General features: G+C 72.9%; 12 protein-coding genes. 4 read left to right on the top strand and 8 right to left on the bottom strand.

Features of this window, described 5'->3' with window-relative positions:
* Positions 1-94 precede the first annotated feature (94 nt).
* Positions 95-829 (bottom strand): lysophospholipid acyltransferase family protein, encoded by a 735-nt coding sequence (locus tag CPH93_RS25660; protein ID WP_006606113.1) that lies wholly within the window; start codon positions 827-829, stop codon positions 95-97.
* A 169-nt stretch (positions 830-998) separates the two neighbouring features.
* Here CPH93_RS25660 and CPH93_RS25655 point away from each other — a divergent pair, with 169 nt between their 5' ends.
* Both CPH93_RS25655 and CPH93_RS25650 read left to right on the top strand, forming a co-directional pair.
* A complete protein-coding gene (locus CPH93_RS25655) occupies positions 999-1,796 on the top strand; it encodes an alpha/beta hydrolase (RefSeq protein WP_093482761.1) in 798 nt (265 codons plus the stop codon).
* Positions 1,783-2,409: a hypothetical protein gene (locus CPH93_RS25650; protein ID WP_096214202.1), complete on the top strand. Its 627-nt coding sequence runs from the start codon at positions 1,783-1,785 to the stop codon at positions 2,407-2,409. The genes CPH93_RS25655 and CPH93_RS25650 overlap by 14 nt, the downstream gene beginning before the upstream one ends.
* 1 nt (position 2,410) lies before the next feature.
* Here CPH93_RS25650 and CPH93_RS25645 read toward each other — a convergent pair whose 3' ends face one another.
* The 6 genes from CPH93_RS25645 to CPH93_RS25620 form a co-directional block, all read right to left on the bottom strand.
* On the bottom strand, positions 2,411-3,205 hold the full coding sequence (locus CPH93_RS25645; protein WP_159032302.1) for an endonuclease/exonuclease/phosphatase family protein: 795 nt from the start codon (positions 3,203-3,205) through the stop codon (positions 2,411-2,413).
* A 121-nt stretch (positions 3,206-3,326) separates the two neighbouring features.
* Positions 3,327-4,268 carry an ROK family glucokinase gene (locus tag CPH93_RS25640; RefSeq protein WP_093482763.1) on the bottom strand — a complete coding sequence of 314 codons (942 nt, stop codon included), beginning with the start codon at positions 4,266-4,268 and terminating at the stop codon, positions 3,327-3,329.
* A 122-nt stretch (positions 4,269-4,390) separates the two neighbouring features.
* Complete coding sequence (locus CPH93_RS25635) at positions 4,391-4,867, bottom strand: DUF5304 domain-containing protein (protein ID WP_093482764.1); 477 nt, start codon at positions 4,865-4,867, stop codon at positions 4,391-4,393.
* A gap of 107 nt (positions 4,868-4,974) precedes the next feature.
* Complete coding sequence (locus CPH93_RS25630; protein WP_096214201.1) at positions 4,975-6,177, bottom strand: ArsA family ATPase; 1,203 nt, start codon at positions 6,175-6,177, stop codon at positions 4,975-4,977.
* A 2-nt stretch (positions 6,178-6,179) separates the two neighbouring features.
* On the bottom strand, positions 6,180-6,683 hold the full coding sequence (locus CPH93_RS25625) for an SRPBCC family protein (protein ID WP_096214200.1): 504 nt from the start codon (positions 6,681-6,683) through the stop codon (positions 6,180-6,182).
* Between the two features lie 218 nt (positions 6,684-6,901).
* The gene (locus CPH93_RS25620; RefSeq protein WP_093482767.1) at positions 6,902-7,717 is read right to left on the bottom strand and encodes a metallophosphoesterase family protein; all 816 of its coding nucleotides are present in this window, start codon (positions 7,715-7,717) and stop codon (positions 6,902-6,904) included.
* Between the two features lie 277 nt (positions 7,718-7,994).
* On the opposite strand from CPH93_RS25620, the gene CPH93_RS25615 reads away from it, so the two are divergent.
* Entirely contained in the window at positions 7,995-9,791 is a 1,797-nt protein-coding gene (locus tag CPH93_RS25615) for an AMP-dependent synthetase/ligase (protein WP_093482768.1), read from the top strand.
* A 545-nt stretch (positions 9,792-10,336) separates the two neighbouring features.
* Here CPH93_RS25615 and CPH93_RS25610 read toward each other — a convergent pair.
* Positions 10,337-11,479, bottom strand: coding sequence for a glycosyltransferase family 4 protein (locus CPH93_RS25610; protein WP_096215594.1), 1,143 nt, complete (start codon positions 11,477-11,479; stop codon positions 10,337-10,339).
* A gap of 307 nt (positions 11,480-11,786) precedes the next feature.
* Here CPH93_RS25610 and CPH93_RS25605 point away from each other — a divergent pair, with 307 nt between their 5' ends.
* Positions 11,787-13,115: a glycosyltransferase family 87 protein gene (locus tag CPH93_RS25605; protein WP_096214199.1), complete on the top strand. Its 1,329-nt coding sequence runs from the start codon at positions 11,787-11,789 to the stop codon at positions 13,113-13,115.
* Positions 13,116-13,124: the final 9 nt, after the last annotated feature.

Below are 13,124 nucleotides of genomic sequence, written 5' to 3'. Positions count from 1 at the left end.
TTGCGATCGCACGCACCAGACCCCGCTCCCTGATCCGCCCTGATCCAAACGACACACCCTAGCCGGGCGCTCACACCCGGTCTCGGCCGCCCGTCTATTCGGCGGCCGCCTTCTTGGCCTGCTCCGCCTCGGCCTTCTTCTGCGCCTCCGCCGCCTTCGCCGCGTCGGCGATCTGCCGCTTGGCCGCGGTCGCGTAGATGTCGACGTACTCCTGGCCGGACAGCTTCATGATCTCGTACATGACCTCGTCGGTGACCGACCGGAGGATGAAGCGGTCGCCCTCCATGCCCTGGTAGCGGGTGAAGTCCAGCGGCTTGCCGATACGGATGCCCGGCCGGATCATCTTGGGCACGATCTTGCCCGGCGGCTGCACCTTCTCGGTGTCGATCATCGCCACGGGGATGACCGGCGCCCCGGTGGCGAGAGCCACCCGCGCCAGGCCACCGGGCTTGCCGCGGTAGAGCCGGCCGTCCGGGGAGCGGGTGCCCTCCGGGTAGATGCCGAACAGCTCACCGCGCTCCAGCACCTCGATGCCGCTCTTGATCGCCGCCTCGCCCGCGCCGCGTCCGCCCGAGCGGTCGACCGGGAGCTGGCCGACGCCCTTGAAGAACGCGGCGGTCAGCTTGCCCTTCACGCCCGGCGAGGTGAAGTACTCCGCCTTGGCGATGAAGGTGACCTTCCGGTCGAGCACCGCGGGCAGGAAGAAGGAGTCCGAGAAGGACAGGTGGTTGCTCGCGAGGATCGCCGGACCCTCGGCGGGAATGTTCTCGATGCCTTCCACCCAGGGCCTGAAGGCAAGCTTCAGCGACCCGCCGATGGAAAACTTCATTGCGCCGTAGATCAACCGACTGCCTCCTGTGTGTGACGCAAAGACCTTAACCTGCCGCGGTGGCCCCCTCGCGTCACGCCCGGCGGCCGTCGCCGGACCTACCCGCCCGCCGTCACTTTGCGTACCCTGAGGTAACTCGCCAGGCCCCCTCATCGATCGGAGTCCCCCGGTGCCGCTCCTTCCCGGAGCCGAGCCGTTCCGCCGTGACGGCGGAGAGGTCGGCGTCCTTGTGTGCCACGGCTTCACCGGCTCCCCCCAGTCCGTACGCCCCTGGGCCGAGCATCTGGCCGACCAGGGGCTCACGGTCAGCCTGCCGCTGCTGCCCGGTCACGGCACCCGCTGGCAGGATTTGCAGATCACGACCTGGCAGGACTGGTACGCCGAGGTCGACCGCGAACTGCGGGCGCTCACCGAGCGCTGCAGCACGGTCTTCGTCTGCGGCCTGTCGATGGGCGCCGCGCTGGCGCTGCGACTGGCCGCCAAGCACGGCGACGCGATCAGCGGGGTCGCCGTGGTCAACCCCGGCAACAAGATCCATGACGCGGCCGCGCCGCTGCTGCCGGTGCTGCGCCATCTCGTACGGACGACCAAGGGGATCGCCAGCGACATCGCCAAGCCCGGCATCGAGGAGGTCGGCTACGACCGGGTGCCGCTGGACGCCGCGTATTCGCTGCGCCGGTTCTTCCAGCAGGTCGACTCCGAACTCCCCCGTGTCACCCAGCCGTTGCTGGTGATGACCAGCCCGCAGGACCATGTCGTCCCGCCGGTGGACTCCGAACGCATCCTGAGCCGGGTGTCCTCGACCGACGTCCGCCAGACGCTGCTGGAGCGCAGCTACCACGTCGCGACGCTCGACCACGACGCGGAGCAGATCTTCCGGGAGACCGTCGCCTTCATCACCCGGCTCGCCCCGCAGGCGCAGGCGGGCACCGCCCAGGAGGGGACGGCGGACCGTGGCGGAGCGTAGCCCCCGCGACCCCCGGGACCCGCTGGACGAAGAGGCCGCCTGGGCCGAGATCGTGGCGGGCTACGGCGAGCAGCCGGCGTTCCCCGCGGGGGACGGCCCGTCGGCGTCCGCGGCCGAGGACGGCGACGGCGAGGGCGACGGCGAGACCCCCGCGAAGGACGAGACGGACGCGTCGAAGGACGAGGCGGCCACGAAGGACGGCGCGGCCGCGGGCGGGACCGGCACCGGGTCCGGGCCCGGATCCGGGGACCCCCTGACCGGCAGCTCGCGTCCGGGCAGCTTCGTGGTCTACGCACCGGGTGTCGGCCCCCGCGACTGGAGCGCCGCCAAGGCGTCCGACGACGACTTCGACGAGTCCGACGAGGGCCACTTCACCCCGCCCGAACCGCCCCCGCTGCCGCAGGCCGACGTCACCGCCAAGTTCGCCTGGATCGCGGTGATCGGCGGCCCGCTGCTGCTAGTGGCCATGGTGCTGTTCCAGCAGCCGGTGACGTGGTGGATCACGGTCCTGGGCATCGGCGGCTTCCTCGGCGGGTTCGCCACCCTGGTGGCCCGGATGAAGAACGACGACGAGGACGACGACGACCTGCCGGGCAGCGGCGCGGTGGTGTGAGTCAGCCGGTGGCCGGCACCCGCAGGGCGGCCAGCACCGGCAGATGGTCGGTGGCCGCCGTGAGGTCGTCCTCCCGTACCCCCGGCAGCCCGTGCGGCACCCCGCAGCCGAGGACCTCCACACCGTCGGTGGTGAAGATCGCGTCGATCCGCTGATGCGGATCACGGGGCGTGGAGGTGAACTCCCCGCCCCACGGCCGGGCCGCCCAGGCGTCCGTGAGCGACCCCGCCAGCCGGCGGAAGCTGCGGCCGTCCGGCCGGTCGTTGAGGTCGCCGCCGGCGACGGCGTACGGCACGTCCAGGGCGGCCAGCCGCTCCAGCAGCAGCCCCGCCTGGGCGTAGCGCTCCCGGTCGGCGAGGCTGAGGTGGCAGCTGAGCACGCCGAGGCGGGCCCCGCCGATGCGGACCACGGCGGTGGCGAAACCGCGGCGGTGCAGTCCGGGGGTGCGGGGCAGCAGGATGTCCTCGGTGCGCTCCACATGGGCGCGCAGGGTGGACAGGATCATCGGGCCGGCGGCCGTGGCGCCGCCGGTGACATGGACCAGACCGGCCGCCCGGGCCAGCTTCTCGGTGGTCTTGCGCCAGCGGAAGAACCGCGGCGCCTCCTGGATCAGTACGAGATCGGGGGCGCAGGCCCGGATGACCCTGGCCAGCGCCGCCCGGTCGTCGCGCATCGAGCGGATGTTGTAGCTGAGCACCCGGATCACCGCCGCACCGCTGTGCTGCGCGGTGCCGTTGCCGGTGTCCTCGCCGGGAGCGGGGCCGGGCTCGGTACGGGACTCGGGGAGCGAGAGCAAGGCGGCAGGTCCTCTCACCGGGATCGTCACGCGGGCCAAGATAGAGCACCGCCCGCCGCACCCCTGAGGGACGCGACGGGCGGTGCCGGATGCAGCGGGCGCTGACGGGCCCTCGGGCCGGTCAGCCCTGGCGCGCCAGGTCGGCCGCGCCGACCAGGCCGGCCTTGCCGCCGAGCTGGGCGGCGAGCACCTGGGCGTGCGGCCGGTACTGGTTGCCGACCAGCCAGCGGCGGAAGGACTTGCGGATCGGCCCCAGGACCAGTTCGCCCTCGTCGGAGACGCCGCCGCCGACGATGAAGGCGGACGGGTCGAAGAGCGAGGCGAGGTCGGCGAGGCCGGCGCCGGCCCAGCGGGCCAGCTCGCGGAAGGAGTCGATGGCCACCGGGTCGCCCTGGCGGGCGGCCTCGCTGACGTGCCGGCCCTCGATGCCCTCGGAGGTGCCGTCGCCGAGCGCCAGCAGGATCTGGGCGTTCTCGGGGGTGGCGAAGGCGCGCTGGCGGGCGTAGCGCAGCAGGGCGCGGCCGGAGGCGTACTGCTCCCAGCAGCCCTGGCTGCCGCAGCCGCAGAGCAGTCCGTCGGGCACCACCCGGATGTGGCCGAACTCGGCGGCGACGCCGAACCGGCCGCGGCGCAGCTTGTTGCCGATGATGATGCCGCCGCCCAGGCCGGTACCGAGGGTGATGCAGATGACGTCGCTGTGGCCCTGGCCGGCGCCGAACTTGTACTCGCCCCAGGCCGCGGCGTTGGCGTCGTTCTCGACCACCACGGGGAGGCCGACGCGCTGTTCGACCTTGTCCTTGAGCGGTTCGTGGCGCCAGTCGATGTTCGGTGCGAACAGGACCGTGGCCCGCTTCTCGTCGACGTAGCCGGCGGCGCCGATGCCGACGGCCTCGACGTGATGGCCGGCTCCCACGGTGCGCACCGCCTCGGCGATGGCCTCGGTCAGCGCCTCGGTGGCATGCGGAGTCTGCACCGTGCACGTTTCAAGGATCGAGCCCTCTTCGTCGACCACGCCGGCCGCGATCTTCGTGCCGCCGATGTCGACGCCGATGGTGAGTCCCATGTGTCCCTCAGATTTTCGCTCGAACCCCGCCGGGATCCACCGTACCGGAGGTGGGAGCGGCTGCCGCTCCCACAGGAGGTCGGAGTGAAGGGCACACCCCCCGGGCGCGGGGGCCGCGGGGCTCAGTCGAGGTCGATCCGCTCCGTGCCGGCGGGGCCGTCGTCGTCGCGGGGATCGTCGCCGCGTCGGCCGCCGGGGCGGTCGTCGAGGTCGTCGCGGGTCCAGCGGCGCTCGCTGCCCTCGACGGCGGAGCGGTAGGCGGCGAGCAGCTCGGAGCCGGCCGCGGCGAGGTGGTCGAAGATGTCGGGGTTGCGCTCGATGACCGGCTCGACGGCGGCCCTGGCCTGCTTGAACAGCTGGTTGACGGCGCCCTGCGCGGCGATCCCGCCGAGCGCCCCGGGCAGCTGGATGCCGGCGAGCTTGTCGGTGACCGCCTCGGCGAGCTTGCGCAGCTCCTCGGCGGCGCTGCCCGGCTGCGGGCCGTGGGCGGCGCGGTGGCGGGCCTGCTCGGCCGCGAGGTCCTCGGCGCAGGCGGTCTGCCAGGCGTCGGCATCGGGCTCGGCCCTGCGGTCGGCGGGGCGCTCGGTGGCATCGCTCATGATGAACTCCGTGACTCCTGCGGCGAGGCAGTACGGCGAAGGGGTGCAAGACGGGCACGTCGGGGCGGGGCCCCACCCTCGACGGTACCCGAACGGTGGTATTGCGTTCAGTCGCTCTTGGGCCACAGCCCGGGATCGGGGGTGAAGCGGATGTCCAGGACGCCGTCGCGCAGTCCGGCGCCGGAGACGGTGCAGCGGCGCAGCGCGGAGGGCAGCGTACGGATCCGCCGGAAGCGGCCCACGGTGACCACGATCTCGTCGCCGCGGCGCACCAGGCCCAGCCCCCGGCGTTCGGCGCCGGGCAGCGGCACCCGCCAGAGCAGGATGCCGTCGGTGGCCAGCCGGTCCTCGACGGTCCACGGGTCGCGGCCGGACTCCTCGCCGGGAGCGCTCCCGGCGATCTCGCCGGCCCCGCCGTCGAGCAACTCGTCGAGTGCGCCGACGCCCTGGGGGTCGCGGCCCAGGTGCGGCACCTCGTGGACGGGGACGTCGCCGAACTCCTCGCGCAGCGCCTTGAGGGCGGACTGCTGGCTGCCGGAGAGCGCGGCGAGGAAGGGGTCGGCGGAGCCGGTGGGCAGCAGCCGGTTGACGACCACGCCGTCGGTGCGCCGGCCGTGCAGGGCGAGTCCGGCGCGGATGTCTCGCAGCGTGGCGGCGGCGACCGGTCCGGCGTCGGTGACCAGGCGGACGGAGGTGCCGGGGTCGTCGATCGCGCGCTGGACGGCGGCGAGTTCGCTCTCCCAGCGCTCGGCGGCGTCGTACAGCTTCTGGGCCGGCATCGGGACGCCGGCGAGCTGGGCGAGCACCGGGCGCAGCGCGCGGGCGGCCTGGCGCTCGGGGGGCAGCAGCCGGCGCAGATAGCGGCGTACCTGGGCCGGCAGGGCGAGCAGCCGGACCGTTTCGGCGGCCGAGGGCATGTCGACGACGACCAAGTCCCAGTCGTCCGAGGCGTGTTCGGCGCGCAGCGCGTGCAGCAGCGCGAAGTCCTCACAGCCGGGGAGTTCGGTGAGTTCGTCCTCGTCGAGCGGGGCGGCGCCGAGCAGATCGAGGGCGGCGCCCGCGCGCTCCTGGAACGCGAGGAACTCCTGGCGGAAGCGGTCACCGGGGTCGATGCGCCGGGCGTGCAGGCCGGGCGCTATCGGGGTGGGCGCATCGGCGCCGAGGGGGACGCCCAGCACCGTTTCCGGCGCACTGCTCTCGGTGGTGAGCAGCAGTGTCCGCGCGCCTCGCCGGGCGCCGGCCAGGGCGGTCGCGGCGGCGAGCGTGGTGCGGCCCGCGCCGCCGGGGCCCGTGACGAGGACGGTGCGCACGCTCAGAGCTTCTTGGCCTCGTCGGTGGTCCCGGCGCCGTCGGCGGGCCCGGCGGTGTCGTCGGCGAGGCCGCTCTCGACGCGCTTCTTCAGCCCGGCCAGCGCACGGTCGATGATGACCTTCTCGGCCTTGCGCTTGATCATCCCCAGCATGGGGATCTTGACGTCGACGGTCAGCTGGTAGGTCACCTCGGTGCGGGCGCCGCCGCCGAGGGCGGACAGGCGGTAGGAGCCGTCGAGGGCGCGCAGCATCTGCGACTTGACCAGGGACCAGCTGACCTCGTTCTCGCCGGTCCAGGTGTAGGCGAGGGTGTGGTCGTCCTTGATCGCCCCGGCGTCCAGCAGCAGGCGCACCTGCGCGGCGCGGCCGCGGTCGTCCTTGTCGAGGACCTCTGCCTCTTTGACCTCGCCGGTCCATTCCGGATAGCGGTCGAAGTCGGCGATCACTCCCATCACCTCGGCAGGTGCCGCCTCGATCGTGATGCTCGAGCTGGTGTGTTCGGCCATCGCCGTGACTCCTCCATGCCGATTCCTGCCGGTCCGCCGACTCTTCCCCGAGCTCTCAGCTCCGAGCTGGGGAGACCCCGATACGCGGTGTCTGTGCTGCTACCGGCTCTGAGGCTACCGCGCGGGAACCTGCGGGCGGACACCAGCAGGCGCGGTACGACGGACCCGGTCGGCCACCGGCCACGCACCGGGCCCGCGCCGGCCGAGCCGTGGCGGCCTCACCACTGGAGGACGTAGGGCGTGCCGGTCGCATTGAAGTGGCCGACATTGACGCATTCCGTGCCCTCGATCCGGACCCGCCGGGCCAGCGGCTGGTGCACATGCCCGAAGAGGGAGTAGCGGGGCCGGGTGGTGCGGATGGCGTGCAGCAGGGCCGCGCTGCCGCGCTCGAAGCGGCGGGCGACGGTGTCGTAGCAGAGCTCGGGGACATCGGGCGGGATGTGGGTGCACAGCACGTCCACCTCGCCGACCGCCTCGATCTTGGCGGCGTACTCCTCGTCGCTGATCACGTAGGGGATTGGGGTCTCCCCTGCTCGAACGGAGTTGAGAGCTCGGGGAAGCATGGGGCTGGTGAGGCCGCCGCCGACGAAGCCGAAGACCCGGCCGCCGATCTCCACCCGCTGGCCGTCCAGGACAGTGGTGCCGGGCCGGGCGTACTCGGGCCACAGGCGCGGGATGTCGACGTTGCCGTAGGTGGCGTACGTGGGCGTCGGGAAGGCGGCGAAGAGTTCGGCGTACTGCCGGCGGACCGCGCCCTCGATGACCGACTCACGGCTCGTGCCCGCGGCGTCCAGTTCTCCCCACAGTCTGCGGCCGAGCGCGCGGGCCTCCTCGAAGCGGCGGGCGGTGCGCAGTTCGACCAGCGTGCCGGCGTTCGCGGCGCCGAAGAGATCGGGGAAGATGCCGCGCGAATGGTCGGCGTAATCGAGGAAGAGGACCAGGTCACCGAGGCAGACCAGGGCATCGGCACCCTCTCCGGCCGCCGCCAGGTCTCGGCTGTTCCCGTGTACGTCACTGACCACATGCACGCGCATGCCGTCACCCTAGATCGGCCTGGCCAGGGCCGGGAGGGGGCGGGGGAACTGGGGTTACTTTCGGGTCACCGACCCACTGGTCTAGTCTGCGCGGGAGAGTCCCCATGGCGTGTCCCGCTGCATGTGACGCATCAAACATCTGGCCGTTCCCCCCTATCCCAATAGCAATACCGATGGGTAACGTCCGGGCAGTCCAACCTCCCCCCTGCATGACCATGGACCGCCGCCGGTGCAACACACAGCGTCGTGGCGCCGGCGCTTTTGAGGAGCAGCAGTCTTGCGCGAGTTCAGCCTTCCGGCCCTGTACGAGGTCCCCGCGGACGGCAATCTGACGGATCTCATCCGCCGAAATGCCGCGCAGCACCCGGATGTTGCCGTCATGGGACGCAAGGTGAACGGCGCATGGCAGGACGTCACCGCCGCCGCCTTCCTCGCCGAGGTCCGCGCCGCGGCCAAAGGACTGATCGCTTCCGGAGTGCAGCCCGGCGACCGGGTCGGTCTGATGTCGCGCACCCGCTACGAGTGGACGCTGCTGGACTTCGCCATCTGGAGCGCCGGTGCCGTCACCGTCCCGGTGTACGAGACCAGTTCGGCCGAACAGATCCAGTGGATCCTCGGCGACTCCGGCGCGGTGGCCTGCCTGGTGGAGTCCCCCACCCATGAGGCGACCGTCGAGTCGGTGCGCGACCGGCTGCCCGAGCTGGAGAACATCTGGCAGATCGAGCGGGACGCCATCGCCCGGCTGCAGGCCGCGGGCGCCGGCATCACCGATGACGAGGTGGAGGCGCGCAGCGCGCTGGCCGACGCCGACTCGCCGGCCACCATCGTCTACACCTCCGGCACCACCGGCCGTCCCAAGGGCTGTGTGCTCAGCCACCGCAGCTTCTTCGCGGAGTGCGGCAACATCGTCGAGCGGCTGCGCCCGCTGTTCCGTACCGGCGACTCCTCGGTCCTCCTCTTCCTCCCCATCGCGCACGTCTTCGGCCGGCTGGTGCAGATCGCCGCGGTGATGGCGCCCATCAAGCTGGGCCACGCCCCCGACATCAAGAACCTCACCGACGACCTCGCCTCGTTCCGCCCGACGCTGGTCCTGGGCGTGCCGCGGGTCTTCGAGAAGGTCTACAACTCGGCGCGGGCCAAGGCGCAGGCCGACGGCAAGGGCAAGATCTTCGACAAGGCGGCGGACATCGCGATCGCCTACAGCCGCGCGCTGGACGCCCCGGAGGGCCCGGCGTTCGGGCTGAAGCTGAAGTACAAGGTCTTCGACCGGCTCGTCTACAGCAAGCTGCGGGCCGTCCTCGGCGGCCGCGCCACCCACGCCATCTCCGGCGGCGCCCCGCTCGGTGACCGCCTCGGCCACTTCTACCGCGGCATCGGCTTCACCGCCCTGGAGGGCTACGGCCTGACGGAGTCCTGCGCGGCGACCGCCTTCAACCCCTGGGACCGGCAGAAGATCGGCACCGTCGGCCAGCCGCTGCCCGGCTCGGTGGTGCGGATCGCCGACGACGGCGAGGTCCTGCTGCACGGCGAGCACCTCTTCACCGAGTACTGGAACAACCCGTCGGCCACCAAGGAGGCGCTGTCCGACGGCTGGTTCCACACCGGCGACCTCGGCACCCTCGACGAGGACGGCTACCTCGCCATCACCGGCCGCAAGAAGGAAATCCTGGTCACCGCGGGCGGCAAGAACGTCGCCCCCGCCGTGATCGAGGACCGTATCCGGGCGCACGCGCTGATCGCCGAGTGCATGGTCGTCGGCGACGGCCGGCCGTTCATCGGCGCGCTGGTCACCCTCGACGAGGAGTTCCTGCCCCGCTGGGCCGAGGAGCACGGCCACCCCGCCGATGTGACGCCGTCCCAGATCGCCGAGGACCCGGAGCTGCTGGCCGCCGTCCAGCGCGCGATCGACGACGGCAACGCGGCCGTCTCCAAGGCCGAGTCGGTGCGCAAGTTCCGCATTCTGCCGACCCAGTTCACCGAGGAGTCGGGCCATGTCACCCCGTCGCTGAAGCTCAAGCGGAACGTGGTGGCGAAGGACTTCGCGGAGGAGATCGAGGCGATCTACCGCGGGTAGGTTGGCTTCCCACGTTGTTGTCTTTCCCGCCGTGGTGGTTGCTCGCCGTTGCGCTTTGCGGCGCGGCGCACGTGGTCGGCTTTCCCGCCGCGGTGTCGTCTCGCCGTTGCGCCTGCGGCGGGCTGGGTGGGTGTCGGGTGCGGTGACGGACCTCCGGGGCCGGTGTGTGGGACTGCTTCGCTTTACGTCCCACACACCGGCCCCTCCGGCCCGTCCCCTCCCGTTGTGGGAGTGAGTGACGGTGAGTGGGGGCGGGCCACTCGTAGCCAGTTCACTGCGACGACGAGGCGCACCGGACCACCTACAAACACCCTCACCGGCCTGTTTCCTCCCCACCACGGGAGGGGCCGAGCCGCAGGACGAAGTCCGGAGGAGCGGCACCGCACCCGACAAACCACGCCCGCCGCAGGCGCAACGGCGAAACACCCCCACGGCGGGAAAGCCGACAACGTGCGGCGCCCCGCAAAGCGCCACGGCGGGCGCACCGCGCAGCGGGCGACAAACGGCGAGCAACAACCACGGCGGGAAAGCCAAAAACGTACGGGTTAGAGCAAGCGCTTCAAGCGCTCGGCCAGCAGGTCCCAGCGCCACCTCTCCTCCACCCAGGCGCGGCCCCGTTCGCCCATGGTGCGGCGCAGGGCGGGGTCCCGGAGGAGGGTGATGATGCGGTCGGCGGTGGGGGTGGGGGCGCCGCCCGGGACCACCCAGCCCGTTTCGCCGTCCAGGACCGCGTCCGGTGCCCCTCCGGAGTCCCCCGCGACCACCGGGAGCCCCGTGGCCGAGGCCTCCAGGTAGACGATGCCCAGGCCCTCGACGTCGAGCCCGCCGCGGCGGGTGCGGCACGGCATCGCGAAGACATCGCCCGCGCCGTAATGCGCCGGCAGCTCCTCCCAAGGGACCGCACCGGTGAAGCGCACCGCGTCCGCGACGCCCTTGGCCGCCGCCAGCGCGTGCAGGTCCTTCTCGTACGGGCCGCCGCCGACGATCAGCAGGACCGCGTCGGGCACCGCGGACAGCACCGCCGGCATCGCCTCGATCAGGGTGTCCTGGCCCTTGCGCGGGACGAGCCGGGAGACGCACACCACCACCGGCCGGCCGGCGAGGCCGAGCCGGGCCCGTACCTCGTCGCCGCCCGAGTCGGGGTGGAAGGTCTTCTCGTCGACGCCGGGCGGGAGTTGGACCATCCGCGCGGCGTCCGCGGGGGCGAGTGCTCCGGCGATCCGGGTGCGGGTGTACTCGCCGAGGTAGGTGAGGGTGTCGGTGCCCGCGCCGATCCGGCGCAACAGCTGCCGGGCGGCCGGCAGCTGCGCCCAGCCCGCCTCGTGGCCGTGGGTGGTCGCCACGATGCGGCGTGCGCCGGCCGCGCGCAGCGCGGGCGCCATCAGGCCGAGCGGCGCCGCCGCACCGAACCACACCGACGAGCAGCCGTGTTCACGCAGCAGCCCGGTGGCCCGCCGGGTCACCCTCGGGGTGGGCAGCAGCATCGTCGTACGGTCCCGGATCACGGGGAACGGCTGGTCGGCGTCGAAGGCCGCGGTGGCCGCGCGGCCCTCGGCGCTGCGCTTCCAGGTCGAGGCGTAGACGACGACCTGGGAGGCGTCCAGCCGCAGCGCCATGCTGTGCAGAAAGGCCTGGATGCCGCCGGGCCGGGGCGGGAAGTCGTTCGTGACGATCAAGGTCTTGTGCACGATGGTCTCTCGGCGGTCGGTCCGGGCGGCGGTCTCGGCAGTTCGGGCCGAGAGTACCGGGCCGCCGGCGGACGGCGGCGGCCCGCCCCGCCACACCCGTCCTCCCCCCCACCCCCGAACCCACCCCCCGCCCCCTCCCCCGAAGGGGGAGGAGGGGGAGGGGGCGGGGGAAAGCTTTTACGGCCATGACCGGCCGCCATCCGGCATCAGGCAGACTGCTCGGGCGGGCAGCGGCAGGCAGGGCGCCGTGCCCCCGGAGCCGCCCGCGGTGCCGGGCGGGCCCCGGACGAGCAGCGATGAGGTGACGATGAGCAGGATCAGCACGGCGCGCGGGGTGTGGCTCCCGGTGGCGGCATGGGCCGTGACCCGGGCCGTGGTGCTGCTGTGCGTCCTGCGGGTGCTGGTCCTGCCGGGACCGGACGTCACCACCGATGTCTCGGTGATCTACCAGGGCTGGTTCGACGTCCTGAAGACCGGCACCTTCCCGCTGGCCGATGTGACCTGGCAGTATCCGCCGGCCGCCGCCCTCGCGATCCTGTCCCCCGGCCTGCTGCCGTTCCTGGACTACGCTCCGGCGTTCTACACCCTGATCCTGCTCACGGACGCGGTGGTGCTCACGCTCTTCCTGCGGGCCGGCCGGCGGCCCGGCCACCGCCCGGCCGGGGCCTGGGTGTGGATCGCGGGCGTGGCGCTGCTGGGCCCGACCGCCTACGCCCGCTACGACCTGATGGTCACCGCGGTCGCCGTCGCCGCGCTGTTCGCGGCCGTCCGCCGGCCGCGGGTGGCGGGCGCGCTGATCGCCTTCGGCGCGCTGCTGAAGGTCTGGCCCGCGCTGCTGCTGACCGGGGCGGCGGGGCGCGGCCGGCGGGCCCGCGCGCTGTGGTGGAGCGCGGCCGGTACCGCCGCCGGGCTGACCCTGTTCTTCGTCGCCGCCGCACCGGGCGCGCTGGCCTTCCTCACCTTCCAGCGCGACCGCGGTACGGAGGTCGAGTCGCTCGGCGCCCTGGCCTTCCACTTCGCCCGCCAATTCGGGTGGCAGGGGCAGGTGCTGCTGAACTACGGCTCGCTGGAGTTCCTCGGGCCGGGCGTCCCCGTCGCCGGCACCGTGGCGCTCACCCTGAGCCTGGCGGCCGTCGGCTGGCTCTTCCTGTGGCGGGTACGGGCCCGGGAGCTGGGCCCCGCGACGCTGTGCGAGGCCGCCTTCACCGCCACCCTGCTGTTCACGACCACCAGCCGGGTGATCAGCCCGCAGTACATGCTCTGGCTGGTGGGCCTCGCCGCGGTGTGTGTGACCGTACGCGCCTGCCGGCAGACGCTGCCGGCGGTGCTGGTGCTGCTCGCCACCGGGGTCACCCTGCTGGAGTTCCCCGTCCGGTTCGCCGATGTCGTGGCGAGCGACCCGAAGGGCGTCGCCCTGCTGGTCGTCCGCAACGGGCTGCTGGTCGCCGCGTCCCTGCTCGCCTGCCGCCGGCTGTGGGTCTCGACCAAGGACGGCGGGCCCGGGGACGACGGGCCCACGGACGGCGCCGGCGTCGTCGGCGCCCGCAAGCCGGCGGACGAGGCCGTTGCCGCCGCGCCCGAGCTCACCGGCGCCGCCGCACCGCCGCGGACACCGGCACCGCCGGCGCCCCTGTAGTGGCCCCGC

It is taken from the genome of Streptomyces sp. 2323.1 (assembly GCF_900221035.1).
Taxonomy (GTDB): domain Bacteria; phylum Actinomycetota; class Actinomycetes; order Streptomycetales; family Streptomycetaceae; genus Streptomyces; species Streptomyces sioyaensis.
The sequence above is the reverse complement of the archived record's forward strand: the minus strand, read 5'-3'. Positions and strand labels throughout refer to the sequence as shown.